This is a genomic window from Paracoccus haematequi (assembly GCF_900631945.1).
GTDB lineage: Bacteria > Pseudomonadota > Alphaproteobacteria > Rhodobacterales > Rhodobacteraceae > Paracoccus > Paracoccus haematequi_A.
The window spans coordinates 35,100-59,788 of sequence record NZ_UZWE01000045.1; the positions used below are offsets into that span (position 1 = coordinate 35,100).

Consider the following 24,689-nt stretch of genomic DNA (forward strand, 5'->3'; position numbering starts at 1 on the left):
AACCCAGGAGGATCAGGTGAAGCGCGAGGAACGCAGGCAGGCGATCATGGATCTGCTGGTCGGGGCGCGGGCTGTCGATCTGGACGATCTGGCCGACCGTTTCGCCGTGTCCCGCATGACCATCCACCGCGACCTGGACGACCTGGAGCAGGCGGGCCTGCTGCGCAAGGTGCGTGGCGGCGCGACCATCGAGGCAGGCACGCAGTTCGAATCCGACTTCCGCATCCGCGCCTTGCAGGACAGCGACGCCAAGGCCCGCATGGCCCGCGCCGCGCTGGATCTGGTGGAACCCGGCATGACGGTGATGGTCAACGACGGATCCATGGCCGCGCTGCTGGGGGCCAACTTGGTCGACAAGGCGCCGCTGACCGTCATCACCAACAACGCCGCCGTGATCGACCGGCTGAAGGATGCCCCGCGCGTTACCCTGATCGCGCTTGGTGGCGCCTATAGCGCCAAGTTCAACGGCTTCTTCGGGGTGGTGACCGAGGATGCGCTGGCGCGGCTGCGCGCCGACCTGGCCTTCATTTCCACCCCTGCGGTGGCGGGGCTGCGGGCCTTCCACATGGACGACGCGGCGGTCCGGGCCAAGCGCGCCATGATCGCCGCCGCCGACAGGTCCGTGCTGCTGGTCAACCATACCCGCTTCGGCCGGTCCGCCCTGCACGCGCTGGCGGATCTGACCGATTTCGACGCCATCATCACCGATGCCGCCCCCGCGCCGGACGATCGCGCCGCGATCGACCGCGCCGGGCTGCGGCTGACCATCGCACGAGATTGAACGGGGGGCTGACATGAGCGATTTCTGGATCGGCACAAGCTGGAAGATGAACAAGACGCTGGATCAGGCGCGCGTCTTTGCCGAGGGGCTGGCGGCGGCGGACCGGGACCGCGACCCGCGCATCCAGCGTTTCGTGATCCCGCCCTTCACCGCCGTGCGGCAGGTCAAGGACTGGCTGGCGGATACCTCGGTCAAGGTCGGCGCGCAGAACATGCACTGGGCCGACGAGGGCGCCTGGACGGGCGAGATTTCTCCGGTGATGCTGCGCGACTGCAACCTCGACATCGTGGAACTGGGCCACAGCGAACGCCGCGAGCATTTCGGCGAGACGGACGAGACCGTGGGCCTGAAAACCGAGGCCGCCGTCCGCCACGGGCTGATCCCGCTGATCTGCATCGGCGAGACCCTGGCCGAACGCGAGGAAGGCCGCGCCCAGGACGTGCTGGAAAGCCAGGTGCGCGCCGCGCTGTCCCGCGTGGCGGGCAGCGATGCGACGATCCTGCTGGCCTATGAACCCGTCTGGGCCATCGGCGTGAACGGCATCCCCGCGACCTCGGACTATGCCGACGCGCGGCAGGCGGAAATCATCGCGGTCGCGCAGAACGTGCTGGGCCGCAAGGTGCCCTGCCTTTACGGCGGCTCGGTCAATCCGGGGAACTGCGAAGAACTGATCCAATGCCCGCATATCGACGGGCTGTTCATCGGCCGGTCGGCCTGGACCGTGGAAGGCTATCTCGACATCCTGGCGCGCTGCGCCGCAACCATCGGAGAAACCAAATGAAACTGGCGATCGCAGGCGACAGCGCGGGCGAGGGTCTGGCCAAGATCCTGGCCGACCACCTGAAAGACAAGCATCAGGTCGCGGAAATCAGCCGCACCGACGAAGGCCCCGACGCCTTCTACGCCTCCCTGTCCGACCGGGTGGCGTCGCAGGTGATCGACGGCACCTATGACCGCGCCATCCTGGTCTGCGGCACCGGCATCGGCGTCTGCATCGCGGCCAACAAGGTGCCGGGCATCCGCGCCGCGCTGACCCACGACACCTATTCCGCCACCCGCGCGGCCTTGTCGAACGACGCCCAGATCATCACCATGGGCGCGCGCGTGATCGGCCCGGAACTGGCCAAGGCCATCGCCGACGCCTGGCTGGCGGAAACGGAAAACTTCGACAAGGCGGGCAAGTCGGCAAGCAATGTCGATGCCATCAACGCGGTCGATGCCAAGTACAACAAGGCGTAAGATGCTGAAACTGCCCAACGACGGCCCCGCGACGGGCCGCCTTCTGTCCGATGTGCTGACGGGGGACGGCCCCGCCGCCATCGTCCACGCCATCGCCCGCGCCCAGGCCCCGCTGATGGAGCGCCTTGCCGCCGGGCGGCTGCACGGCGACCCGACCGAGATCGTCGGCGTCAACGACAGCGGCGACCGGCAGAAGGCGCTGGATGTCGGCGCGCATCACCACATGATCGCGGTTCTGCGCAAGGCGGGCGTCCGCCAGGTGCTGTCCGAGGAAGCCGAGGCGGTGATCCCCTTGAACCCCGACGGCGCCTGGGACGTGGCGATGGACCCCATCGACGGATCGGGCAGCATCGGCATCGGCGCGCCTTTGGGGATGCTGTTCAGCATCCTGCCCGCCGCGCCCCAGGGCTTCCTGCGCACGGGCGAAGCGGTCGTCGCGGCGGGCTATGCCTCGTTCGGGCATTCGATGGACTTCGGCTGGTCGCTTGGCGACGGCACCCATATCGCCGGTTGGGACGCCGAGGCGGGCGAATTCCGCATGGTGCGCGAGAACGTGACGCTGAAGCCCGCCGCTTCGACCATCGCCTATAATGCGTCCAACGAACGCCACTGGGACGCAGGCCTGCAAGCCTGGGTCGCCGATCTGCGGGCGGGCAAGGACGGGCCGCTGGGCAAGAACTACAACATGCGCTGGCTGGCGGCCGCAGTGGGCGAATTGCACCGAATCCTGCTGAACGGGGGCGCGTTCCTGTATCCCGCCGACCGGCGTCCGGGGTATGAGAACGGGCGGCTGCGGCTGGTCTATGAGGCGATGCCCATCGCCTTTCTGGTCGAACAGGCGGGCGGGCTGGCCTCCGACGGCGCCCAACCGATCCGTTATCGCAAACCGTTAGCGGTACATGACATGACGCCCCTGATATTCGGCGCTAAGGACGAGGTCGAGACGATCCTCGGCTATCTTGCCGGGCCAAGCAAAGGATGACGATTTCATGGCTATGATTACCCTGCGCCAGCTTCTCGACCACGCGGCCGAGAACGGCTACGCGGTCCCCGCCTTCAACATCAACAACATGGAGCAGGGTCTGGCGATCATGACGGCCGCGCAGGCCACGAAATCGCCTGTCATCCTGCAAGCCAGCCGGGGCGCGCGCGCCTATGCCAACGACCTGGTTCTGGCCGGTCTGATCCAGGGCTTCGCCAAGGCCTTCCCGGACATCCCGCTGTGCATGCACCTGGACCACGGCAACGGCCTGGCGACCTGCGCCACCGCGATCCAGAACGGGTTCACCTCCGTGATGATGGACGGCAGCCTGAAGGCCGACGGCAAGACGCCCGCCGATTACGACTATAACCGCGACGTGACCGCCAAGGTGGTCGAGATGGCCCATGCCTGCGGCGTCTCGGTCGAGGGCGAGCTTGGCGTTCTGGGGTCGCTTGAAACCGGCATGGGCGACCAGGAGGACGGCCACGGCGCGACCGAGCAGCTTGGCCACGACCAGCTTCTGACCGACCCGGACGAGGCGGTGCGCTTTGTCGGCGACACGAACGTGGACGCGCTTGCCATCGCCATGGGCACCTCGCACGGCGCCTACAAGTTCTCGCGCAAGCCCGACGGCGACATCCTGGCGATGAGCGTGATCGAGGAAATCCACCGCCGCCTGCCCAACACCCACCTGGTGATGCACGGATCGTCGTCGGTCCCCGAGGATCTGCAACAGATCATCAACAGCTATGGCGGCGACATCAAGCCGACCTGGGGCGTCCCGGTCGAGGAGATCCAGCGCGGCATCAAGCACGGCGTCCGCAAGGTCAACATCGACACCGATAACCGCCTGGCCATGACCGCCGCGATCCGCAAGGTATTTTCGGAAGAACCGTCCGAGTTCGACCCGCGCAAATACCTGAAACCCGCGATGCAGATGATGTCGCAGGTCTGCAAGGACCGCTTCGAAGCCTTCGGGACGGCGGGCAACGCCGACAAGATCGTGCCGCTGCCGCTGTCGGTGATGGCCGGAAGGTATTGATTCCGCCCTCTGGATGCGATTGCGGCCACCCGGAGGGGTGGCCGTTTTCATTCAGGGATATGCCTTTCGCGTTGCAATGCCCTGGTCTGGGCGCGATCCAGATGGGCCAGGGCATCGGCGGGCGAAGCACCGCGCGCGATGGCCTGCGCCCAAAGCCTGCGGCACGAGGCGGGCGACCACGGCAGCGCCGCCTGCGCCAGCCAGCGCCGCAGTGGGCCGGGTAGGGCGTCGAACGCTGCCATCGGATCCGTGGTGCGGCGCCGCGGCCTTCGCACCGTCGCCCCCAGATTGCCGCAGGCCAGGCGGTGGCGCGTCATGCCGCCATCCCGTCCGCGCGCCGCCAGCCGGGGAAAGGGTCAGCCATGGTCGGCCATCGCGCGGGATCGTCGCCCCATTCCTCGCCCAGCAAGCAGGCATCCAGGCGCAGGCGCAGCCGGTCCTCGTCCATGCCGGTGCCGATGAAAACCAGTTCCTGCCGACGGTCGCCCCATGGCTCGGACCAATGCTGCGCCAGATAATCGCGGGCCTGACCGTGATCCGGCCAGCGGTCGCGGGGCACCGAAGCCCACCACTGACCCAGCGGCCGGACGCTGGACAGCGCCCCCGCCAGCGAAAATTCGGCCACCCAGTCGGGTCGCGTGGCGATCCAGAAATGGCCCTTGGCCCGGATCACGCCGGGCAGCGGTCCGTTCAGCAATTCATGGATCTTGCGGGGATCGAAGGGCTGGCGGGCGCGATAGACAAAGGATCTGATGCCGTATTCCTCGGTCTCGGGAACGTGGTCGGCAAAGCCGTAAAGCTCCTTCGCCCATTGCGGATGGCTGTGGGCGCGGTCGAAGTCGAACAGCCCCGTGTTCAGGATGTCGCCCGGCGCGACGCGGCCGTGGTCGGTCTCGATGATACGGGCATCGGCGTTCAGCGCGCGGATGATGCGGCGCGCGGCATCCGTGCGGTCGCGCCCTGCGTCGCCGACCTTGTTCAGCACCACCACATCGGCGAATTCGATCTGGTCGGTCAGCAGATCGACCAGCCTGCGCTCGTCGGCCTCACCCATGACCTCGCCGCGGTCCGACAGAAAGTCATGGCCCGAGAAGTCCGACAGCAGGTTCACCGCATCGACAACGGTGACCATCGTGTCAAGCCGCGCCACGTCCGAGAGGCTGTTCCCGTCCGCATCGGCGAATTCGAAGGTGGTGGCGACCGGCAGAGGTTCCGAGATGCCGGTGGATTCGATCAGCAGGTGGTCGAAGCGCCCGGTCTCGGCCAGCTTGCGAACCTCGACCAGCAGATCCTCGCGCAGGGTGCAGCAGATGCAGCCGTTCGACATTTCGACAAGGGTCTCGTCCGTGCGGGTCATTCCACCCTCGGCCCGGACCAGATCCGCGTCGATGTTCACCTCGGACATGTCGTTCACGATGACGGCGACGCGGATCCCGCTTCGATTGTTCAGGACATTGTTCAACAGCGTGGTTTTTCCGGCGCCCAGAAAGCCGGACAGGACCGTGACAGGCAGGCGGGTGTCGTCTTGCATCGATAAGCCTCCAAATGACGGCATGAACGATATAGTATAACATAACGTAGTGCAAGACTCGGACTCCCCTTGACGCGCCCCCTCCCGTCCTCCATCCCCCACCCATGCTGCGCATCGACGACATCTCCTATTCCATCCAGGGCCGCCCTTTGTTCGAGGGCGCCTCCGCCACCATCCCCGAAGGCCACAAGGTCGGCCTTGTCGGGCCGAACGGCGCGGGCAAGACCACGCTGTTCCGGCTGATCCGGGGGGAACTGTCCCTGGATGGCGGCGACATCAGCCTGCCGTCCCGCGCGCGGATCGGCGGGGTTGCGCAGGAATCCGCGGCGACCGGCGTCTCGGTCCTGGACACCGTGCTGGCCGCCGATACCGAACGCGCGGCGCTGCTGGCGGAAAGCCACACTGCCACCGACGCGCATCGCATCGCCGAGATCCAGACCCGGCTGGCCGACATCGACGCCTGGTCGGCCGAGGCGCGGGCGGCCTCCATCCTCGACGGGTTGGGCTTTTCCACCGCGGACCAGGCGCGGCCTACGGCTGATTTTTCCGGCGGCTGGCGGATGCGGGTGGCGCTGGCGGGGGTGCTGTTCGCGCAGCCCGACCTGTTGCTGCTGGACGAACCCACGAACTATCTGGACCTGGAAGGCGCGCTGTGGCTGGAAACCTATCTGGCGCGCTATCCCCATACCGTCATCATCATCAGCCACGACCGCGACCTGCTGAACCGCGCGGTGGGCCATATCCTGCATCTGGAAAACCGCAAGCTGGTGCTCTATACCGGCGGCTATGACGACTTCGCCCGGATGCGCGCCGAACGCCGCGCGCTCCAGGCCGCCGAGGCGAAGAAGCAGCAGGCCCGGCGCGCGCATCTGCAAAGCTTCGTGGACCGCTTCGGCGCCAAGGCCAGCAAGGCCCGCCAAGCCCAAGCCCGCGTCAAGATGCTGGCCAAGATGGAGCCGATCACCGCGCCGGAGGAGGCCAAGTTCCACCGCTTCGGATTCCCTCAGCCCGAGGAACTGTCGCCCCCCATCGTCGCGATGGAGGGGGTCAGCGTCGGCTATGACGGCCGCGCGGTGCTGCGCAAGCTGACGCTGCGGATCGACCAGGACGACCGGATCGCGCTGCTGGGCCGGAACGGGCAGGGGAAATCCACCCTGTCCAAGCTGTTGGCCGAACGCCTGTCCGCGATGGAGGGCAAGGTCACCCGGTCCTCGAAGCTGCGCATCGGATACTTCGCCCAGCATCAGGTCGATGAACTGGACCTGAACGAGACGCCTCTGGCCCATGTCAGGCGCCTGCGCCCGGCCGAGGCGCCGCCCCGGTTGCGCGCGCGTCTTGCGGGCTTCGGCCTGATGGAGGCGCAGGCGGAAACCAAGGTCGGGCAGCTGTCCGGTGGCCAGAAGGCGCGGCTGTCGCTGCTGATCGCCACCATCGACGCCCCGCATCTGCTGATCCTGGACGAGCCGACCAACCATCTGGACATCGAATCCCGCGAGGCGCTGACCGAGGCGCTGAACGACTATACCGGCGCGGTGGTGCTGGTCAGCCACGACATGCACCTGCTGGGCCTGGTCGCGGACCGGCTGTGGCTGGTGCGCGACGGCGCGGTGGCGCCCTATGAGGGCGACCTGGACGATTACCGGCGCTTCCTGCTGGGCGGGGACGAACCCAAGGTAGTGGAGGAAAAGCCGAAACCCGCCCCGAAGCGCGCGCCCCGCGACGAGATCCTGGGTCTGCGCGCCGAGGCGCGCCGGGCCGAGGAACGGGTGCAGAAGCTGACCGAGATGCTGGCCAAGCTGGACGTGAAGCTGGCCGATCCGGCGCTGTACAACGACCCCTACGAAGCCAAACGCTGGACCGCCAAGCGCGCCGAGGCGGTGCAGGCCATGGCGCGGGCCGAGGAGATCTGGATGACCGTCCTGGAGAACCTGGAAGGGGCGGAGCGCGGCTAGGCTGTTGCCCAAATGCGCCGCCCCCTGAACGAAGGTCAAGGAAGGGCGCGGCCCGCCTTGTGCAAAGGCGCGATTCGACCCTAGGAAGCATTTACATTCCGCCGACCCCCTGAAGGATCCGACCATGAAGATGACGCTGGCCCTGGCCGTTCTTGCCGCATCCGCTGCCACGGGTGCCCTGGCGCAGGATTTCGGCTTTGCCGGCCGCGAGTTTTCGGTCGATCTGGGGGTCGGCGTGGATGTCGGGCCGGATTATCCGGGATCCGACGATGCCGAGGCGGGGCCGTGGCTGATCTGGCGCAACGCGGGCTTCACTCAGCCGGGCAGCGACCTGCGCGAGGGCTTCGCGATCTCGCCGTCCTTCAACATGGTGGGCGAACGCGAGGCGGCGGACAATGCCGACCTGGCGGGCATGGCCGATATCGATGCCGCCTATGAACTGGGCCTGCGCGTCAGCTATGGCGCCGGTCCCTGGACGACCTTCGGTTCGGTGCGCCGCGGTTTCGACGGGCACGAAGGCGTGACCGGGGAAATCGGCGCCAAGTACCGCACCGACCTGTCGGATCGCCTGTCGCTGTGGTCGGGCCTGTCGCTGGGCTATGGCAACGGCGATTACAACGACACCTATTTCGGCGTGAACGCCGCCGAGGCGATTCCCGGCCGCCCCGCCTATGACATCGGCGGCGGCTTCAACAAGGCCACGATCAGCTTCGAGGCGCGCTATTCCCTGACCGAGAACGTCGCCCTTCTGGGCGAGGTCGAATACGGCAAGCTGATCGGCGACGCGGCGGATTCGCCGGTCGTTCAGGACGAATACCAGCCCGCGCTGAAGCTGGGCATCGTGCGGAAATTCTCGTTCGGCTTCTGATCCGACCGCAAGGCGCTGCCGGATCCGATCAGGGCGGTCAGGCCATCTTGCGCCGCAGCCGCAGCCCGGCCAGCAGCCCTTTCATGACGACCGAACAACCGTCGTTCACGACCGACCCGCCGCCGCCGCAATTGCCGACGCGCGAGAAATCTTCGGTTTTCAGGGAAATCGCCAGACCTTCGACTGATGGACAGGTCGTGAAACGAAAGTCCTGGGTCTCGGCGAGGGCCGAGCGGAAGTCTTCCCCCAGGCTGTCGGCCGCCGGATGGATGCGGGTGAGGGGATGGCCCTTCCCGAGACGGTCACGGTGTTCATGTGCCTCTCACGCTCGAATGGGTCGACTGGTTCAACAAGCGCCGCCTGCTCGAACTGGCCTGCCACTGGTCTTTCACCCGGCCGCGACCGTCTTGGGAGTCATGCCGAGTTCCCGGTTCTGAGTCGCGAGGGAAGCTTGCGATCGCCGTATTGCTGCCCGGACAGCCTGCGGTGTCGTGGCGCTTCCGCGACACACTTGGCCCATGACGCTTCCTTCCATTCCCGAGAAAGGATCGCACCATCAGACCACGGGATCAAACGGATCGTGACATGCGGGGCGGTCCCGAAAGGTCCAAATCGCGGGCGATTGGTGCGGGCGCGCGGATCGGTTAAGCCTGCCGCCAGAATCACGATCCCGAAAGAGAAGACGATGGGCTATTTCCCCCACTGGCGCCCCGCCACCGGCACGACGGTCCTTCCCGACGAAAAACTGCCCTGGGCCGCCGCCGTCCCGATGAGCTTCCAGCATCTGCTGGCCATGTCGGGTTCCACGATCCTGGCGCCGCTGATCATGGGGTTCGATCCCAATGTGGCGGTGTTCTTTTCCGGCATCGGCACGCTGCTGTTCTTCGTCATCACCGGCGGGCGGGTGCCCAGCTATCTGGGGTCGTCCTTCGCCTTCATCGCGGTGGTGATGGCCGCGACCGGGTTCGCGGGTGGCGGCGCCAACCCGAATATCGGCGTGGCCCTGGGCGGGATCATCGCGGCGGGGCTGGTCTATGCGCTGATCGGGTTGGTGGTGATGGCCATCGGGTCTGGCTGGGTCGAGCGGCTGATGCCGCCCGCCGTGACCGGGGCCATCGGGGTTGCCATCGGACTGAACCTAGCGCCCGTGGCCGTGGGCCAGTTGAAGGGCAGCATGGCGCATCTGGCCATCGCCCTGGCGACGGTGCTGTGCATGGCGATGGTGTCGGCCTATGGCGGGCGGGCGACGAAGCGGGTGGCGGTGCTGATCGCCCTGGCCTTCGGCTATGGGCTGGTTCTGCTGCTGGGCAACGGCGCGGGCATCGTGCCGGGGATCGACTTCGCCCGCGTGGGCGCCGCGCCCTGGTTCGGCATCCCCAACTTCACCGCCCCGCAATTCGACTGGACCGCGATCAGCATGATCGCCCCGGTCGCGGTCGTGCTGGTGGCTGAGAATCTGGGCCACATCAAGGCGCTTGGCGCCATCACCGGGCAGAACATGGATCGCTATATCGGTCGCGGCTTCCTGGGCGACGGGCTTGCCACGATGATCGCCGGGGCAGGGGGCGGCACCGGCGTCACCACCTATGCCGAGAATATCGGCGTCATGGCGATGACCCGCGTCTATTCGACGCTGATCTTCCCGCTGGCGGCCGGAATCGCGATCCTGCTGGGCCTGTCGCCCAAGTTCGGCGCGATCCTGCAAACCATTCCTGCCCCGGTGCTGGCGGGGCTGGCGGTGTCGGTCTTCGGGCTGATCGCGTCGGCCATGGCGCGGATCTGGGTGGACAACCGGGTGGATTTTTCCGACCCGAGGAACCTGTTCACGGTGGGCGTCGCGCTGATCCTGGGGGCGGGCGATTTCACGGTGAATATCGGCGGCTTCGCCCTGGGCGGGATCGGCACATCGACCCTGGCCGCCCTGGTCCTGTATCAGCTTCTGGGGATCGGCCGCGACCGCCGCGCGGCCTGACCGCGTCAGCTTTCGGCAAGCTGCGTGACCAGCAGCTTGTCGATCCGGCGGCCGTCCAGGTCCACCACCTCGATCTGCCAGCCGGACACGGCGATGCGCGCGCCGATGTCGGGCAGCACGCCCGCGCGGTCCAGCACCAGCCCGGCGACCGACTGATAGTCGCGGTCCTCGGGCAGCGAGATGCCGATCATCTCCGCGAATTCGTCGGCAGGCATCCAGCCCGCGACCAGCCAGCTGCCATCGTCGCGCTGGACGGCCTTGGGTTCGTCGTCGCCGGGTTCGGGGAAATCGCCCGCGATGGCCTCCAGCAGGTCCATCGCGGTGACGACGCCTTCGAAATGGCCGTATTCGTCATAGACCAGCAGCATATGCGCCGGGCTGGCCTTCAATTCCTCGATCACGTTCAGCGCGGGCAGGCCCTCGCGGATCACCGGCACCTCTTGCACCAGGGGGCGCAGGTCGGTCACGTCCTCGGACAGCAGGTCGCGCAGGGTGATGACGCCGATGATGTCGTTGTCCGACCCGTCGCGCACCAGCAGGCGCGACCGGCGGCTGTCGCGGAACTTCTGCAAGACATCCGCCGCCGGGTCGCCGACATCGACCGTCTCGACCTCGTGGCGCGGCGTCATCAGGCCGCGGGCGGATCGGTCGGCGATGCGCATGACGCCTGCGATCATCTCGGTCTCGGCGGGTTCGATGACGCCCGCGGTGCGGGCCTCGGACAGCATGACGCGGATCTCCTCGTCCGAGATGCCGCGTTCGGATTCGCCTGATTGCCCCAGCAGCCGCAGGACGACGTTGCCCGACTTGTCCAGGATCCAGACGATCGGCGCCGCGATGCGCGAGATGAACAGGATCAGCGGCGCGATCCGGCTGGCGACCCCTTCGGGCGAACGCAGGGCGATCTGCTTGGGCACCAGTTCGCCGATGATCAGCGACAGATAGGTGATCAGAACGACCACGCCGCCGACGCCCAGGGCCTGGGCCAGGGCGGGCGACAAGCCGCTGTCGATCAGCGCCGTCGACAGCCGCGCGCCCAGGGTGGCGCCGGAAAAGGCGCCCGACAGCACGCCGACCAGGGTGATGCCGATCTGCACGCTGGACAGGAAGCGGCCGGGTTCGGCCCCCAGGTCCAGGGCAATGTCGGCGCCCCGGCTGCCTTCGGCGGCCATCACCTTCAGCCGCGCCGGGCGGGCCGAGACGATCGCCAGTTCCGACATGGCAAGGACGCCGTTGAACATCGTCAACAGCAGGACGATGAGAATTTCCAGAAGCATCGGTTCACTTTGTCCAACAAGTCAGGCTTTCCGCAATCTGCACGAAGCGCGCGCCGGTGCAAAGGCATGAAGGCCGCCTGCGGGCCGGAATCGGCAGGCAAGGCGCCGTCGCGGGCGCCTTGCCAAGGGATTTTTACTTATTTTCCCGTGCTGTGAGAGGTCAGCGGCTGGGGCTTGTCGCCGTTGGTTTTCCACAGCGAAAACAGGATGCCGGCGCCCAGGATCGCGAAGGTGATGCCCAGCGACCAGGTCGGCGGGAACTTTTCCCAGCCCATCAGGTCGGCGATGAAGATCTTGGACCCGATGAACACCAGCAGCAGCGACAGCGCGTATTTCAGATAGCTGAAGCGGTGCAGGATCGCGGCCAGGGCGAAATACAGCGCCCGCAGGCCGAGGATCGCGAAGATGTTCGAGGTATAGACCAGATAGGGATCGGTCGTGATCGTGAACACCGCCGGGACCGAATCCACGGCAAAGACCAGATCGGCGATCTCGATCATCACCAGGGCCAGCAGCAGGGGGGTGGCATGGCGGACCAGCTTGCCCGTGCGGGAATCGGGCAGCTTCACGATGAACCTGTCGCCATGGAAGTCGTCGGTGACGTGGAAGCGGCGGCGCATGAACTGCACCAGCTTGTTGTCGTGCAGGTCGTGGTCGCCTTCCTTGGCGAACAGCATCTTGATGCCGGTGAACACCAGAAACAGCGCGAACAGATACAGCACCCAGTGATAGTTCTCGACGATGGTCGCGCCCAGGCCGATCATGATGCCGCGCAGCACGATCACCCCCAGGATGCCCCAGAACAGCACCCGGTGCTGGTATTCGCGGGGCACGGCGAAAAAGCCGAAGATCAGCGCGATGACGAAGATATTGTCCATTGCCAGGGTCTTTTCGACCACGAAGGCGGTCAGGTACTGGGCGGTCGCCTCGGTCCCCATCTGCCAATAGACGAAGCCCGAAAAGCCCAGGCCCAGGACGATATACATCGCCGACATGCGCAAGCTTTCCGCGACGCCGATTTCGTGATTGTCCTTGTGAAGCACGCCCAGGTCGAACGCCAGAAGCGCCACGACCAGGGTCAGGAACAGCAGCCACATCCACAGCGGCTTGCCCATGACCAGAAGTAACAGAATTTCCATCTTGCCCTCATCGTTGCTGTAGTGCTTCGATGCCAGGGGCTTCGCCGGGACAGGGCCACTTGCATCGAGGCACGCTCGATGCGGTTCCGACATCACGACATTGCTGTCGCCAGAGGGGCCCGGTTCCGCTGGGGAAACAGGTGGCGCAGCCCGGCGCGGATTGCAAGGGGCCGACCTTGAAATTCCTTGCAAGTCGCTGTGGCAAAGGAAAACTTTTGCGCAGACATGCGCCGGTGCAAGGGGGATCAAAGGTGGAACAGGCGCGGCTTGGCGGGGATCGTCGACCCTGGCTGCACGATTCGGCGCACCGGGCCTATCTGGCGGACGACGCGCGCCGGTCGCTGGATTTCTTCGATGCAAGCGCCGGGCCGAAGGGCGGGCTGGTCCCGCTGGACAACGCGGGCCGCCTCCTGCCGGGGGGGCTTCAGGAACTGCATGCGACGACGCGGCTGGTCCATTCCTATGGCTTGGGCCAACTGGCGGGACGGCCCGACCGGGCGGGCATCGTCGACCGGGGGATGGCGGCGCTGTGGCGCGGGCATCGCGACGGCCGTCACGGCGGCTATGTCTGGGCGCTGTCCGGCGGGGCGATGGCGGACGGCACCAAGCTGGCTTACGGCCATGTCTTCGTGCTGCTGGCGGCCTCGACCGCCAAGCTGGCGGGCCATCCCGATGCCGACCGGCTGCTGGACGACATCGCGCAGGTGCTGGAGGATCGCTTCTGGGACGCCGATGCGGGGCTGTTCCGCGACGAATTCACCCGCGACTGGCAGCCGTTTTCCACCTATCGCGGCATGAACGCCAACATGCACGGGGTCGAGGCGCTGCTGGCCGCGCATGAGGCGACGGGCGACAGCGAATACCTGCGCCGCGCGGGCGGCATCCTGAAGTTCTTCATCGCGGGCCAGGCGGCGGCGCATGGCTGGCGCATCCCGGAACATTACGATGCCGATTGGCGCCCCGATCCGGGGTATGAGGGCAATCCGATGTTCCGCCCGGCGGGCACCACCCCCGGCCATTCGTTCGAGATGGCGCGCCTGCTTCTGCAATATTGGGATCTGGCGGGGCGGCCCGATCCGGACGCGCCCCGGCAGGCCCGGCTGCTGGTCGAAACGGCGCTGTCCGACGCCTGGATGGGACAGGGCGGGCTGGCCTATACGCTGGGCGCGGATGGCACGGTGGCGCGCCCGGACCGATACTGGTGGCCCGTGACCGAGGCGATCGGCGCGCTTGCCGCGCTGATCAAGCTGGACCCATGCCCCGAGGACGAGGACTGGTATCGCCGGTTATGGCGCTTTGCGGACGACGCCCTGATCGACCACGACCGGGGAGGCTGGTTCCCCGAACCGGGCGGACCCGTTGCCGCGGGGCAGTTCCAGGGCAAGCCCGATATCTATCACGCCTTGCAGGCCGATCTGTTCCCGCTGGCGCCCGGCCTGTCGCGCCTTTCCGCCGCCTTGGCGCAAACCGTGCCGCTGAAGGCCTGATCCGGGGTGCATTTCTGACACAAGCGCCTATCTAAGACCTCGAACGTACAGGGAGGGACAACACGAACCGATGGTTCAGAATGACGGCTTCGCGGGTCCGATCCTGCATTTCCGGGGCTGCGATGGCGATGGCTTGCGCCTGGCTGCGATTTCGGTCCGGCCCGAGGCGGCGCCCCCGCCGGGCGCGCTGACGACCTCGGCCGGGGCGGTCGCGCCGTTGCTGCTGGCGCGGGTGGCGGGGCTGTCGGTCTGGCGGCACGATTTCGTTCTGGCTGCAGGCGAGGCCGGATACAGCCTGGACGGGCGCGATCATCCGGTGGAGACCTGTCTGGACGGCGACATCCGCATCGCCTTCGTGTCCTGCAACGGAGAGGAGAACGGCGATCTGGACCGCGACGGGTCCGAGCGCAACCGGATGTGGGCGCGGCTGGCCCAGGATCACGCCCGTGCGCCCTTCGCCCTGCTGCTGCAAGGCGGGGACCAGATCTATGCGGACGAGGCGACCCACGGCCACCCCCTGTCCGAGGGCTGGCCCGACGATGTTCCCGATGACCCCGTCCCGGCCGATCTGGAGAGCCTGACCCGCCATCTGGAGGCGAAGTTCGCCCAGCGTTACCTGATGGTGCTGGCGGCCGAGGGCTGTGCCGACCTGTTCGCCAGCCTGCCCTCTCTGTCGGTCTGGGACGATCACGACATTTGCGACGGGTGGGGGTCGCTGCCCGAAAGCCGCACGGCCTCGGCGGTGGGGCAGGTGCTGTTTTCGGTGGCGCGGCGGATGTATCTGCTGTTCCAGCACGGCGCGACGGATGCCGACGTGCCGGCGCTGTTCATGGACCCCACCGGCAGCAACCTGGGCTGGCGGCGCGACCTGCCGGGGGTGACGCTGTTCGCCCCGGACCTGCGGTCGGAACGCCACCGCCGCCGGGTGATGGGCGATGCGGGCTGGACGGCGGTCGAATCGCTGCGGCCCTCGGGCGATCACGTCTTCATGGTGTCCAGCGTCCCGCTGTTGGGGCCGCGCCTGTCGCTGCTGGAATCGCTGATGATGGCGGTCCCCCGGATGCAGCATTACGAGGACGACCTGCGCGACCAATGGCAAAGCCACGCCCATCGCGACGAATGGCGGCGGATGCTGGGCCAGATCCTGCGGATGCGGCAGGCGGCCCCGGTCACGGTCCTGTCGGGCGAAATCCACCTGGCCACGCGGGCCGAGATGGGACCGGAGGACACGAAGATCCACCAGCTTGTCGCCTCTGGCATCTCGCATCGCGCGCCGCCGCGCGCCTATGCCCGCGCGCTTGGGCTGTTCGCGGGGCTTGGCGATGCGCCCTTGCGGGGGCACCCCATCGCGATCCGGCCCCTGCCGGGCCAGAAGCACCGCTATGTCGCCGAACGCAATTTTCTAACGCTGGATCGCCGGGGCGGGCGATGGCAGGCGGTCTGGCATCTTGAGAACAGCGGCCTGACGCCGCCGCTGGCGCTGGACTAGCGTTCCAGAACCAGCAGGTCGCCCTCGAAGCTGACGCGGGCGAAGGTGCGCAGATAGGACATGCCCAGCAGCGATCCGTCCAGGTCGGCGCCGATCACCCAGGCGCGGACATTGCGGTCCACGATGTCGCCGATGGCGATTTCCTTGATGGTGACCGGGGCGGTCTGGACCCTTCCGTTCGCGGTCATCGCCGTGCCGACATAGGCCAGCCCGTCGGGATCCAGCCCCACGCGCCGCGCATCCGCCGGGCCAAGCGCGATGGATGACGCGCCGGTATCGACCATGAAGCGCACCTCCTGCCCGTTCACCAGGGCGGTCAGGTGGAAATGGCCGTCGCGGCCCACGGGAATTTCGATCCGGCCGCCGTCCAGCACCTGCTGGCGCGGGGCGGTGCCGTCCAGATACCAGTTCGCGGCCAGCGTCGCGCCCGCGAAGATCACCGCCCACAGCATGATCTGGCGCAGCACCTGTCCGCCGCGTCCCGCCAGTTCGAAGATCATCGCGCCGCCGATCACCAGCAGAAGCAGGCCATAGTAGACAAGCTGCACGGTGTCGTCCCCGGTCATCAGAACAACCCCGATCCCTTCAGCCCGTCGATCACGAACTGCACCGACAGCGCCGCCAGCAGCATCCCCAGCAGGCGCGTCACCACCATCACCCCGGTGCGCCCCAAGGCATGGGCCAGCGGCGTGGCGATCACGAACAGCGCCATGGCGATGGCCAGCACCGACAGCATCACCGCATTCACCATGACCATGTGTCCGACGCCCGGCGATTCCCCCATCAGCAGGATCATCGAGGCCAGCGCCCCCGGACCCGCCAGCAGCGGCATCGCCAGCGGAAAGACCGAAGGGTCGTGATGCAGCGGATCGGCCTCTCCCTGGTTCTCGCGCCGTTCGGTCCGGCGTTCGAACAGCATGTCCAGCGCGGTCAGGAACAGCAGCAGCCCCCCGGCGATGCGGAAGGCGGAAATCGAGATGCCGATGGCCCCCAGGATCGATTCGCCCGCGAAGCCGAAGATCATCATCAGGACGGCGGCGATGGCCAGGGCGCGAAAGCCGATGCGGCGGCGCTGCGCGGCGCCCATGCCGGGCGTCAGCGCGATGAACACCGGCGCCAGACCGATCGGGTCGATCACCACGAACAGCGTGACGAAGGCGGTGACATACAGCGACAGGTCCATTCCGTCTTATGGCCCGCACGCCCGGCCCTGCCAAGCCGGGCGGCCGGGGGCAGGGCTTTCAAAATACCGTCAGTTTGTCGCAGATTAATGACGAGCGCCCCGAATCATGGCAGTTGGGGTTTCGCTGCGGAGGCTAAGGCCCTATATTCCGCAGATTGGTTTTATCCCAGGTCACTGGCCTGACCCTGGAACTGGAGAACTGCAATGCACGCACCGTCCCCCATGGCACTGCTCGTCATCGCCATCGTGGTCCTGGTCCTGTTCGGCCGCGGCAAGGTATCCTCGCTGATGGGCGAATTCGGCAAGGGCATCACCGCCTTCAAGAAGGGCATCAACGACGGCAACGCCGAAACGAACGCCGAACGCAACGCCGCCCTGGACAAGCCCGTCCAGCCCACCACCCCCGTCCAGCCCGTGCCCGGCGCCGAGGCGCGCGACGTCACCCCGCAAAACGAACCCCGCGTCTGATCCCGCGACCGGGACAGGGGTTCCAGAATGCTTGATGTCGGGTGGAGCGAACTGCTGCTGATCGGTGTTGTCGCGCTGATCGTCATCGGTCCCGAGGATTTGCCGAAGCTGTTTCACACGCTGGGCCGGATCACGGCGCGGGCGCGGTCCATGGCGCGCGAATTCACAAGCGCGATGGAGGATGCCGCCAAGGGCAGCGGCATCAATGACGTGACCAAGGATATCAGGGACTTGAAGAACCTGACCTCGAAAAAGTCTCTGGGCCTTGACGCCCTGGACCGCGCCGCGACCCGGTTCGAGCAATGGGATCCCAAGGCCAGCCTGGACAAATCGACCCGCGCCACGCCCGACCCGGCGGCGCCCGCCGCGCCGGTCGACACGCCACCTGCCGATACACGCCCCATGGACGCGCCGCCGGTGCCTGCCGCCTTGCAGGCCGCGAACGAACCCGCCGCCGCCCCGATCCCGGCCCCGATGGCTGCGGCGAACGACAGCCCGCGCCGCATCGCCGGTGTCCGTCGTTCGGACATGAAGGACCATTAAGTGTCATCGCAAAACCTCGATGAGCTGGATGACAGCTCGGCCCCGCTGATCGAGCATCTCAAGGAACTGCGCACCCGTCTGGTCTGGTCGGCCCTGGCCTTCGTGGTGGCGATGATCCTGTGTTATCTGGTCTGGAATCCGATCTACAACTTCCTGACCCGGCCGATCTGCGCCGCGCTGGAAGATCGCGGCCAGGAATGCGGGCTGATCCTGCTGAAATTGCAGGAAGGCTTTACCGTCGCCATCCGCATCTCGTTCTTCGGCGGCTTCATCCTGGCCTTTCCGGTGATCGGCTATCAGTTGTGGCGCTTCATCGCGCCCGGCCTGTATCGCAGCGAAAAGCGGGCCTTCCTGCCGTTCCTGGTGGCCTCGCCGGTGATGTTCGGCCTGGGGGCGGCCTTCGCCTATTACGTCATCCTGCCGATGGTGTTCTCGTTCTTCCTGGGCTTCCAGCAGGGGCCGCTGGCGCTGCCCGACGATCCCGCGGGGGCGGCGGCCGGGAACAGCCACCTGGCCGGGATCGTCTTCCAGGGGTCGGTCAGCGAATACCTGAACCTGACGACGCGCTTCATCCTGGCCTTCGGGCTGTCCTTCCAGTTGCCCGTGGCCCTGGCGCTGATGGGCCGGGCCGGGCTGGTCTCGGCCGAGACGCTGGCCAGCACGCGCCGTTACGCGGTGATCATCATCCTGACCCTGGCGGCCTGCCTGACGCCGCCGGATGTGGGCAGCCAGCTTGTGCTGTTCTCGGTCATCTACGGGCTTTACGAGATTTCGATCCAGATCGTCCGGCGCATCGAAAAGACGCGCGAAAAGGAACTGCGTGCCCAAGGATTGTGGGACGAGGACGCCTGATGTCCGACGACCTGCGCCGAATCGCCGAGGCGTTGGAGCGCCTTGCCCCGCCGCCCATTCCCGCGCCCAGCTTTGCCGAGGCGGATGCCTATGTCTGGCATCCCGATCCCGACCGGCTGGAACCCGTGGCCACCGTGGCCCGCGTCGATCTGGTGCAGCTGATCGGCATCGACCGGGCCAAGCAGATCCTGCTGGACAACACGCTGCAATTCGCGCGCGGCTTCGGCGCGAACAACGCCCTGCTGTGGGGCGCGCGGGGGATGGGCAAGTCATCGCTGGTCAAGGCCGTCCATGCCGAGGCCGTGGCCCAGGGCCTGCCCCTGGTGCTGGTGGAAATCGCCCGCGACGACCTGGGATCGGTGGGACGGCTGCTGGCGATCCTGGGTCAGGCCAGGGACAAGCGGTTCCTGCTGTTTTCGGACGACCTGTCCTTCAGCCATGACGACACGCAGTACAAGTCGCTGAAGGCGGTCCTGGACGGCGGCATCAGCGGGCGTCCCGCGAACGTGATCCTGTACGCGACCTCGAACCGCCGCCACCTGATGCCCCGCGACATGATCGACAACGAACGCGCCACGGCCATCCATCCCGGCGAGGCGGTCGAGGAAAAGGTTTCCCTGTCGGACCGCTTCGGGCTGTGGCTGGGCTTCCATCCCTGTTCGCAGGACGAATACCTGGCGATGGTCCGGGCCTATTGCGACGCCTATGGCTTGGTCATCGACGCCGACAGCCTGCGGGCCGAGGCGATCGAATGGCAGGCAACCCGCGGCGGACGGTCGGGCCGGGTGGCCTGGCAGTTCTTCACCGATCTGGCAGGGCGTCACGGGGTGGCTGTCTAGGGTTTGATCCGCAGGTCTGGCTGGGCCGTCGCCCTCGCCCCGCGATACCCAGCCGGTCCAGGGCCGCTGGGCGCCCCGCCCGGAAACCGGCAGCGCCGACCCTATTCCTCCTGCTTCGCCAAGGCCGCTTCCCGCATCTGGGTCAGGGTTTGGCGCGGGGTCAGCGCCTCGGGCGAGATGTCCAGATCCAGCAGCGCGCCGGTTTTCGATGCCATTGCCTGCGCGAAGGCGGCCGGGAAATCGCCGGTTGCGGTCACCCGCTCGGCATGGAAGCCATAGGCTTTCGCCAGCATCACGAAGTCGGGGTTCTGCATGGTCGTGCCCGACACGCGCGCGGGATAGGTCCGTTCCTGATGCGCGCGGATGGTGCCGTAGATGCCGTTGTTCAGCACCAGCACGATGGGCTGCGCGCCCGCCTGCGCGGCCGTCGCCAGTTCTGCGCAGGACATCTGGAAATCGCCGTCGCCCGCGAAGCAGACCACTGTCCGGGCGGGATGGGCGATCTTCGCGGCGATGGCGGCGGGCAGGCCATAGCCCATCGCGCCGGATTGCGGCGCCAGCAACCGCGCCCTGGGACCGAAGGCGAAGAACTTGTTGGGCCAAACCGCGAAGTTTCCCGCGCCGTTGGTCAGGATCGCGTCCTCGGGCAGGGTCTGGCGCAGGTGGTCCATGACTGCGACCATGTCCACGGGCGACGGCTGCGCGGGCGCCTGCATCGAGGCCAGGTAACCCGACCGCGCGGCCTTGCGCCAATCGGCCCACGGTCCCGTGACGGGCCGCAGCGCATGGGCCAGCGCGTTCGGCCCTGCCTGGATGCCCAGGCGGGGCTGATAGATCTTGCCGATCTCGGCATCCGAGGCATGGGCGTGGATCAGCACCTGTTCCGGCTGCGGCACCCGCAGCAAGGTATAGGCGTCGGTCGTCATTTCTCCGAAGCGCACGTTGATGGCCAGCAGCACGTCGCATTCGGCGATCAGGCGGCGGACATGGGGCGGCATCCCCACGCCCGCCTCGCCCGCGTAAACCGGCGAGGTGTTGTCGAAGCAGTCCTGGAACCGGAAGGCGGCCAGGACGGGGATGTCGGACGCCTCGGCAAAGCGTTGCAGGGCGGTCTTGCCCTCGGCCGTCCAGGTGCAGCCTCCGGTCAGGATCAGCGGGCGCCTGGCCTGGGCCAGCAGGGCAAGGGTCTGGTCCAGGGCGGCGGGCAGGGGGGCCGGTTCGGCGATCCGGGACGGGCCGGTCAGGGGCTGCGCGTCGGTGGTCGCGGTCAGCATGTCCTCGGGCAGGGCGATCACGACGGGGCCGGGGCGGCCGGTCGTCGCGGTTTTCCAGGCGCGGGCCAGGATTTCCGGGATGCGGTCCGCGCGGTCGATCTGGACCGCCCATTTGGCCATGCTGCCGAAGACGGCGGGATAGTCGATTTCCTGGAACGCCTCGCGCCCGGTCATGCAGGTCGCCACCTGGCCCACCAGCACCAGCATCGGCGCGCTGTCCTGCATCGCGGTGTGGATGCCGATGGCGGCGTTGGTGACGCCCGGCCCGCGCGTCACCATGCAGATGCCGGGCTGCCCGGTCAGCTTGCCCCAGGCTGCGGCCATGAACGCGGCGCCGCCTTCGTGGCGGCACAGCACGAAGTCCAGCCGCCCCCGCGTGTCGTGCAGCGCGTCCAGCACCGCCAGATAGCTTTCGCCCGGTATGCCGAAGGCCTTGGTCGCGCCAAGCGCCATCAGGCAATCCACCAGCAATGCCCCGCCGTTCTGTGTCATGTCTCCCCCCCGTGTTCGGGCCAGCTTACCGGCGGGGCGGTGCGGCTTCCAGCGTCAGTTCGACGCACAGGCCGGGGCGGGTATTGGTCAGCGACAACTGTCCCCCGGCGGCGTCGGCGATGTCGCGCACGATAGCCAGGCCGATGCCCTGGCCCTCGCCGGTCTCGTCCAGCCGCATTCCGCGTTGCGGCAGAAGGGACAGCGCGTCCTCGGGCACGCCCGGCCCGTCGTCGCAGATCGAGATGGCCACGCCGCCGTTCTTCCGGGCCACGACCGCCTCGACCCGGCTGTCCGCGTGCTGCATGGCGTTTTCCAGCAGCGCGCCAAGCGCCTCGGTCAGGTCGTCGGGGTCGATGCGGGCGCGCGTGGTGGGGTCGGCAACGCGGGTCCGCCAGTCGATCCCGGCGCCCCTGGGGGTGCGTTTCAGCACCTTGACCAACCGGGCCAGGACGGCGGCCGGATCGGCCTCGGCCGCGTGGCGGTCGGACTGGATGCGGGCGCGGGCCAGTTCGCGGTCGACCAGCCGCCGCATCGCGGTGACGACGGTTTCGATGCTGCCCGCGATTTCCGGCTCTCCTCGGCGGCGCAGGGTGCCGGCATCGCCCAGCAGTGCCTGGAGGGGGGTCTTGAAGCCATGCGCCAGATCGCCCGCCCGGTGCCGGGCGCGCAGCAGTTCGGCATCGCGCGCGTCCAGCAGGGCGTCCAACTGGCGCGACAAGGGCAGCATCTCGTCCGGCAGGTCGGTGCCGATGCGCGACCGCTGCCCCTGGGTCAGGGCCCGCACACGGTCGGCGACCTCGGCCAGGGGGGCCAGGCCGATGCGGATTTGCAGCCAGGATCCGGCCATCAGCAGCAGGGACAGGAAGGCGATATAGGGCATCAGGTCGCCCAGGAAACCCCGCCGCGCCGCCGTCAGCACCGCCCTGTCCGAGGCGACGATGATGCGCATCGTCAGGGGCCGGGGGCCGCGCCCGACCAGCAGGCTTTGTTCCACCGCCAGCAGCCGTTCGCCCTGCGGGCCGGGCAGATCCAGCACGTCGCTGCGTCCCGGCGCGGGGGCGGGGCGGTCCATCGGCAGGGTATAGTCCCACAGCGACCGCGACCGCTGCACCTGATCCGCCAGGGCGACCTGCCAGTACTGGCCCGAGAATGGCTGTTGATACAGCCGGTCCGTCGGCGGCGCAGTCAGGCGCGGCACACCCTCTGCGTCGTATTCCACGATCCCCGCCAGTGTCAGGGCGCGCGCTTCCAGGTCGTTCACCGCCACCCGTTCCACATGGCGTTCGAACAGCAGGGCCAGCCCCAACGCCGCGCCCCCCAGGGTCGCCACGATGGCGCAGGCGCCGACGACCAGCAGCCGCAGCCGCAGCGACCGCCGCATCAGCCCGCGGCACCCAGGTCATAGCCGAAGCCGCGCCGGGTATGGATCACCCCCGGCCCGATCTTGCGGCGCAGCCGGGCGATCACGGCTTCCAATGCATTGGCGTCGCGCGAATCGTCGTCGCCATACAGGTGTTCCAGCAGTTCCGAGGGCGGCACGGTGCGGTCGCGGTGCAGCGCCAGATAGGACAGCAGCCGGTATTCCAGGGGCGTGACAGCCACCGGCACGCCCGCCACAGCGACCGACATGCGGTTCAGATCCACCGACACGTCGCCCACCTGCTGGACCGAGGCCGCCCGCCCCCCCGACCGCCGCACCAGGGCGCGGGCGCGGGCGATCAGCTCCTCCATCCGAAAGGGCTTGGGCAGGTAATCGTCGGCGCCCGCGTCGATGCCCTCGACCCGTTCGGTCCAGGCGCCGCGCGCGGTCAGGATCAGGACCGGGCTTTCGCAGCCCTCGGCGCGCCAGCGTTTCAGGACGGTCAGCCCATCCAGGCGCGGCAGGCCCAGATCCAGGACGATCAGGTCATAGTTCTCGGTCCCGCCGCGGAACCAGGCGGTTTCGCCGTCCTCGACATGCTCGACCCGGAACCCTGCGGATTCAAGCGCGCGGGCCAGGTCGGCGGCGATACGACGGTCATCCTCGACCACAAGGGCGCGCATCAGTCGTCGTATTCCTCCTCGATCTTCAGGATCTCGCCGGTGGCGGCGTCGATGTCGACCTCGATCAGAAGGCCGTCCGGGGTGATCAGTTCGACCTCATAGACGCGGATTCCGTCTTCATGTTCAAGCTCGACCTCGACCACGGTGCCGGGATGTTCGCTGTCCAGCTGCCGCAGGATCTGCGCCAGCGGCAGGATCTCGCCGCGTTCGACGGCGGTCTGGGCGGCTTCGAAATCGGGCAAAGGGTTCTGCTGCCCGCCGGCGGCGGCAGGGATGGTCAAGGACAGGGCAAGGGCAAGCAGGTGTCTCATGCCGCCGATCGTAGCCGAGCGGGCCTGACAAAACCCTGACATTCGCGGTCAGGGGCCTGTCAGCACGCATAAGTTAATCCTGATTCTCGTCACCGGGCCGCACCCATCGGGCGCGCGGCCCCCTGGAAGAAAAGGAACAGGCATATGGCACGCAAGACGGGCACCAACGCGGCGGACATCATCAACGGCACCTCTCTGTCGGACTGGCTGGCGGGGCTGCGCGGCAACGATGTCATCAACGGCCATCGCGGCAATGACGACATCTTCGGCGGCGACGGCCACGACCGGCTGTATGGCGGCGACGGCAATGACGACATCGAGGGCGGCAGCGGCAACGACCAGCTGTGGGGCGATGCCGGCCATGACGAACTGGACGGCGGCGACGGCAACGATTCCCTGTCTGGCGGCGCGGGCCGCGACGAACTGGAAGGCGGGCGCGGCAACGACCGCCTGCAAGGCGGAGCCGACAACGACGACCTGGAGGGCGGCAGCGGCAACGACCTTCTGTGGGGCGACGCGGGGAACGACCGGCTGGAAGGCGGCACGGGCAACGATATCCTGAACGGCGGCGCGGGCGCCGATGTGTTCGAATTCGAACGCGGCGACGGGCGCGACCGCATCGCCGATTTCCAGAACGGCCTGGACCGGATCGAGCTGGACGATTTCAGCCGTGCCCAGGTCAGCCAGGTGATCGCCACGGCCCGCCAGCAGGGCACTGACCTGGTGCTGACGCTGGACCGCAACACCACCATCACCATCGACGACATGCAGCGCAGCCAGTTGGATCTGAGCGATTTCACCTTCTGATTGCTGTCTGCGGGGCGGCCCGGCCCGGCCGCCCCGATTGATTTTGGTTCACCGTCCGTCCCGTCGGGTCGTCGCCGCTTGCAGCCTGCGCGATCCGTGCCTAATTTCCGGCCTCACA

The 24,689-nt window shown here is 67.5% G+C and carries 25 protein-coding genes; 15 read left to right on the forward strand and 10 right to left on the reverse strand.

Annotation, left to right across the window (positions count from 1 at the left end; genetic code table 11):
• The first annotated feature begins 16 nt into the window (after nt 1-16).
• The 5 genes from PARHAE_RS15460 to fba are packed head-to-tail and all read left to right on the forward strand — an operon-like array spanning nt 17 to nt 4,044.
• Nucleotides 17-781 (forward strand): DeoR/GlpR family DNA-binding transcription regulator, encoded by a 765-nt coding sequence (locus tag PARHAE_RS15460; RefSeq protein WP_126155471.1) that lies wholly within the window; start codon nt 17-19, stop codon nt 779-781.
• Between the two features lie 13 nt (nt 782-794).
• Nucleotides 795-1,562: a triose-phosphate isomerase gene (locus PARHAE_RS15465; protein WP_126155472.1), complete on the forward strand. Its 768-nt coding sequence runs from the start codon at nt 795-797 to the stop codon at nt 1,560-1,562.
• Nucleotides 1,559-2,020 (forward strand): D-erythrulose-4-phosphate isomerase, encoded by a 462-nt coding sequence (derI, locus tag PARHAE_RS15470; RefSeq protein WP_126155473.1) that lies wholly within the window; start codon nt 1,559-1,561, stop codon nt 2,018-2,020. Before PARHAE_RS15465 ends, derI begins: the two co-directional genes overlap by 4 nt.
• A gap of 1 nt (nt 2,021) precedes the next feature.
• Nucleotides 2,022-3,002: a class 1 fructose-bisphosphatase gene (locus tag PARHAE_RS15475; protein ID WP_126155474.1), complete on the forward strand. Its 981-nt coding sequence runs from the start codon at nt 2,022-2,024 to the stop codon at nt 3,000-3,002.
• A gap of 7 nt (nt 3,003-3,009) precedes the next feature.
• Nucleotides 3,010-4,044 (forward strand): class II fructose-bisphosphate aldolase, encoded by a 1,035-nt coding sequence (fba, locus tag PARHAE_RS15480; RefSeq protein WP_126155475.1) that lies wholly within the window; start codon nt 3,010-3,012, stop codon nt 4,042-4,044.
• A gap of 47 nt (nt 4,045-4,091) precedes the next feature.
• On the opposite strand, the gene PARHAE_RS15485 is transcribed toward fba, so the two are convergent.
• On the reverse strand, nt 4,092-4,361 hold the full coding sequence (locus tag PARHAE_RS15485) for a DUF6525 family protein (protein WP_164555277.1): 270 nt from the start codon (nt 4,359-4,361) through the stop codon (nt 4,092-4,094).
• Nucleotides 4,358-5,575: a GTP-binding protein gene (locus tag PARHAE_RS15490; RefSeq protein WP_126155476.1), complete on the reverse strand. Its 1,218-nt coding sequence runs from the start codon at nt 5,573-5,575 to the stop codon at nt 4,358-4,360. Before PARHAE_RS15490 ends, PARHAE_RS15485 begins: the two co-directional genes overlap by 4 nt.
• 104 nt (nt 5,576-5,679) lie before the next feature.
• Between PARHAE_RS15490 and PARHAE_RS15495 the strand changes: the two genes are divergently transcribed.
• The 3 genes from PARHAE_RS15495 (at nt 5,680) to PARHAE_RS15510 (ending at nt 10,367) form a co-directional block, all read left to right on the forward strand.
• Nucleotides 5,680-7,527 carry an ABC-F family ATP-binding cassette domain-containing protein gene (locus PARHAE_RS15495; RefSeq protein WP_126155477.1) on the forward strand — a complete coding sequence of 616 codons (1,848 nt, stop codon included), beginning with the start codon at nt 5,680-5,682 and terminating at the stop codon, nt 7,525-7,527.
• Between the two features lie 124 nt (nt 7,528-7,651).
• Nucleotides 7,652-8,395 (forward strand): MipA/OmpV family protein, encoded by a 744-nt coding sequence (locus PARHAE_RS15500; protein ID WP_126155478.1) that lies wholly within the window; start codon nt 7,652-7,654, stop codon nt 8,393-8,395.
• 685 nt (nt 8,396-9,080) lie between these two features.
• Nucleotides 9,081-10,367: a solute carrier family 23 protein gene (locus tag PARHAE_RS15510; RefSeq protein ID WP_126155479.1), complete on the forward strand. Its 1,287-nt coding sequence runs from the start codon at nt 9,081-9,083 to the stop codon at nt 10,365-10,367.
• A 5-nt stretch (nt 10,368-10,372) separates the two neighbouring features.
• Here the strand turns inward: PARHAE_RS15510 and PARHAE_RS15515 are convergent, their stop codons facing one another.
• Both PARHAE_RS15515 and PARHAE_RS15520 read right to left on the reverse strand, forming a co-directional pair.
• Nucleotides 10,373-11,644 (reverse strand): hemolysin family protein, encoded by a 1,272-nt coding sequence (locus PARHAE_RS15515; protein ID WP_126155480.1) that lies wholly within the window; start codon nt 11,642-11,644, stop codon nt 10,373-10,375.
• Between the two features lie 137 nt (nt 11,645-11,781).
• Nucleotides 11,782-12,783: a TerC family protein gene (locus tag PARHAE_RS15520; RefSeq protein ID WP_126155481.1), complete on the reverse strand. Its 1,002-nt coding sequence runs from the start codon at nt 12,781-12,783 to the stop codon at nt 11,782-11,784.
• Between the two features lie 251 nt (nt 12,784-13,034).
• Between PARHAE_RS15520 and PARHAE_RS15525 the strand changes: the two genes are divergently transcribed.
• A complete protein-coding gene (locus PARHAE_RS15525; protein ID WP_241232846.1) occupies nt 13,035-14,270 on the forward strand; it encodes an AGE family epimerase/isomerase in 1,236 nt (411 codons plus the stop codon).
• Between the two features lie 70 nt (nt 14,271-14,340).
• Entirely contained in the window at nt 14,341-15,759 is a 1,419-nt protein-coding gene (locus tag PARHAE_RS15530; protein ID WP_126155483.1) for an alkaline phosphatase D family protein, read from the forward strand.
• Here the strand turns inward: PARHAE_RS15530 and PARHAE_RS15535 are convergent.
• Complete coding sequence (locus tag PARHAE_RS15535) at nt 15,756-16,325, reverse strand: retropepsin-like aspartic protease family protein (RefSeq protein ID WP_126155484.1); 570 nt, start codon at nt 16,323-16,325, stop codon at nt 15,756-15,758. The two genes, PARHAE_RS15530 and PARHAE_RS15535, sit on opposite strands and share 4 nt — an antisense overlap.
• The gene (locus PARHAE_RS15540) at nt 16,325-16,942 is read right to left on the reverse strand and encodes a MarC family protein (protein ID WP_126155485.1); all 618 of its coding nucleotides are present in this window, start codon (nt 16,940-16,942) and stop codon (nt 16,325-16,327) included. Before PARHAE_RS15540 ends, PARHAE_RS15535 begins: the two co-directional genes overlap by 1 nt.
• A 204-nt stretch (nt 16,943-17,146) precedes the next feature.
• On the opposite strand from PARHAE_RS15540, the gene PARHAE_RS15545 reads away from it, so the two are divergent.
• From PARHAE_RS15545 to PARHAE_RS15560, 4 genes are read left to right on the forward strand one after another with little or no spacing between them, the layout of a single operon-like run.
• Entirely contained in the window at nt 17,147-17,410 is a 264-nt protein-coding gene (locus tag PARHAE_RS15545; protein WP_126155486.1) for a twin-arginine translocase TatA/TatE family subunit, read from the forward strand.
• 27 nt (nt 17,411-17,437) lie between these two features.
• Entirely contained in the window at nt 17,438-17,953 is a 516-nt protein-coding gene (gene tatB, locus PARHAE_RS15550) for a Sec-independent protein translocase protein TatB (protein WP_126155487.1), read from the forward strand.
• Nucleotides 17,954-18,805: a twin-arginine translocase subunit TatC gene (gene tatC, locus PARHAE_RS15555; RefSeq protein WP_126155488.1), complete on the forward strand. Its 852-nt coding sequence runs from the start codon at nt 17,954-17,956 to the stop codon at nt 18,803-18,805.
• Nucleotides 18,805-19,644: an ATP-binding protein gene (locus PARHAE_RS15560; protein ID WP_126155489.1), complete on the forward strand. Its 840-nt coding sequence runs from the start codon at nt 18,805-18,807 to the stop codon at nt 19,642-19,644. The genes tatC and PARHAE_RS15560 overlap by 1 nt, the downstream gene beginning before the upstream one ends.
• A 101-nt stretch (nt 19,645-19,745) precedes the next feature.
• Here PARHAE_RS15560 and PARHAE_RS15565 read toward each other — a convergent pair whose 3' ends face one another.
• Genes PARHAE_RS15565 through PARHAE_RS15580 form a run of 4 tightly spaced genes read right to left on the reverse strand, consistent with a single transcriptional unit; the run spans nt 19,746 to nt 23,764 of the window.
• Entirely contained in the window at nt 19,746-21,410 is a 1,665-nt protein-coding gene (locus PARHAE_RS15565) for a thiamine pyrophosphate-dependent enzyme (RefSeq protein WP_126155490.1), read from the reverse strand.
• A gap of 25 nt (nt 21,411-21,435) precedes the next feature.
• Entirely contained in the window at nt 21,436-22,791 is a 1,356-nt protein-coding gene (locus PARHAE_RS15570; RefSeq protein WP_126155491.1) for a sensor histidine kinase, read from the reverse strand.
• Entirely contained in the window at nt 22,791-23,453 is a 663-nt protein-coding gene (locus PARHAE_RS15575) for a response regulator transcription factor (protein WP_126155492.1), read from the reverse strand. The genes PARHAE_RS15570 and PARHAE_RS15575 overlap by 1 nt, the downstream gene beginning before the upstream one ends.
• Nucleotides 23,453-23,764: a PepSY domain-containing protein gene (locus PARHAE_RS15580; protein ID WP_126155493.1), complete on the reverse strand. Its 312-nt coding sequence runs from the start codon at nt 23,762-23,764 to the stop codon at nt 23,453-23,455. Before PARHAE_RS15580 ends, PARHAE_RS15575 begins: the two co-directional genes overlap by 1 nt.
• Before the next feature lie 144 nt (nt 23,765-23,908).
• Here PARHAE_RS15580 and PARHAE_RS15585 point away from each other — a divergent pair, with 144 nt between their 5' ends.
• Nucleotides 23,909-24,571, forward strand: a complete 663-nt coding sequence (locus PARHAE_RS15585; protein WP_126155494.1) for a calcium-binding protein — start codon at nt 23,909-23,911, stop codon at nt 24,569-24,571.
• Nucleotides 24,572-24,689 lie beyond the last annotated feature (118 nt).

What these genes read in the sequence shown, in the direction of transcription:
- PARHAE_RS15565 (WP_126155490.1), bottom strand. Translation starts at nt 21,410, where the DNA reads ATGACACAGAACGGCGGGGCATTGCTGGTGGATTGCCTGATGGCGCTT.
- PARHAE_RS15520 (WP_126155481.1), bottom strand. Translation starts at nt 12,783, where the DNA reads ATGGAAATTCTGTTACTTCTGGTCATGGGCAAGCCGCTGTGGATGTGG.
- PARHAE_RS15575 (WP_126155492.1), bottom strand. Translation starts at nt 23,453, where the DNA reads ATGCGCGCCCTTGTGGTCGAGGATGACCGTCGTATCGCCGCCGACCTG.
- PARHAE_RS15495 (WP_126155477.1), top strand. Translation starts at nt 5,680, where the DNA reads ATGCTGCGCATCGACGACATCTCCTATTCCATCCAGGGCCGCCCTTTG.
- PARHAE_RS15540 (WP_126155485.1), bottom strand. Translation starts at nt 16,942, where the DNA reads ATGGACCTGTCGCTGTATGTCACCGCCTTCGTCACGCTGTTCGTGGTG.
- PARHAE_RS15530 (WP_126155483.1), top strand. Translation starts at nt 14,341, where the DNA reads ATGGTTCAGAATGACGGCTTCGCGGGTCCGATCCTGCATTTCCGGGGC.
- PARHAE_RS15545 (WP_126155486.1), top strand. Translation starts at nt 17,147, where the DNA reads ATGCACGCACCGTCCCCCATGGCACTGCTCGTCATCGCCATCGTGGTC.
- PARHAE_RS15475 (WP_126155474.1), top strand. Translation starts at nt 2,022, where the DNA reads ATGCTGAAACTGCCCAACGACGGCCCCGCGACGGGCCGCCTTCTGTCC.
- PARHAE_RS15485 (WP_164555277.1), bottom strand. Translation starts at nt 4,361, where the DNA reads ATGACGCGCCACCGCCTGGCCTGCGGCAATCTGGGGGCGACGGTGCGA.
- PARHAE_RS15580 (WP_126155493.1), bottom strand. Translation starts at nt 23,764, where the DNA reads ATGAGACACCTGCTTGCCCTTGCCCTGTCCTTGACCATCCCTGCCGCC.
- fba (WP_126155475.1), top strand. Translation starts at nt 3,010, where the DNA reads ATGGCTATGATTACCCTGCGCCAGCTTCTCGACCACGCGGCCGAGAAC.
- tatB (WP_126155487.1), top strand. Translation starts at nt 17,438, where the DNA reads ATGCTTGATGTCGGGTGGAGCGAACTGCTGCTGATCGGTGTTGTCGCG.
- PARHAE_RS15465 (WP_126155472.1), top strand. Translation starts at nt 795, where the DNA reads ATGAGCGATTTCTGGATCGGCACAAGCTGGAAGATGAACAAGACGCTG.
- PARHAE_RS15560 (WP_126155489.1), top strand. Translation starts at nt 18,805, where the DNA reads ATGTCCGACGACCTGCGCCGAATCGCCGAGGCGTTGGAGCGCCTTGCC.
- PARHAE_RS15585 (WP_126155494.1), top strand. Translation starts at nt 23,909, where the DNA reads ATGGCACGCAAGACGGGCACCAACGCGGCGGACATCATCAACGGCACC.
- PARHAE_RS15515 (WP_126155480.1), bottom strand. Translation starts at nt 11,644, where the DNA reads ATGCTTCTGGAAATTCTCATCGTCCTGCTGTTGACGATGTTCAACGGC.
- PARHAE_RS15570 (WP_126155491.1), bottom strand. Translation starts at nt 22,791, where the DNA reads ATGCGGCGGTCGCTGCGGCTGCGGCTGCTGGTCGTCGGCGCCTGCGCC.
- PARHAE_RS15535 (WP_126155484.1), bottom strand. Translation starts at nt 16,325, where the DNA reads ATGACCGGGGACGACACCGTGCAGCTTGTCTACTATGGCCTGCTTCTG.
- derI (WP_126155473.1), top strand. Translation starts at nt 1,559, where the DNA reads ATGAAACTGGCGATCGCAGGCGACAGCGCGGGCGAGGGTCTGGCCAAG.
- PARHAE_RS15510 (WP_126155479.1), top strand. Translation starts at nt 9,081, where the DNA reads ATGGGCTATTTCCCCCACTGGCGCCCCGCCACCGGCACGACGGTCCTT.
- PARHAE_RS15500 (WP_126155478.1), top strand. Translation starts at nt 7,652, where the DNA reads ATGAAGATGACGCTGGCCCTGGCCGTTCTTGCCGCATCCGCTGCCACG.
- PARHAE_RS15490 (WP_126155476.1), bottom strand. Translation starts at nt 5,575, where the DNA reads ATGCAAGACGACACCCGCCTGCCTGTCACGGTCCTGTCCGGCTTTCTG.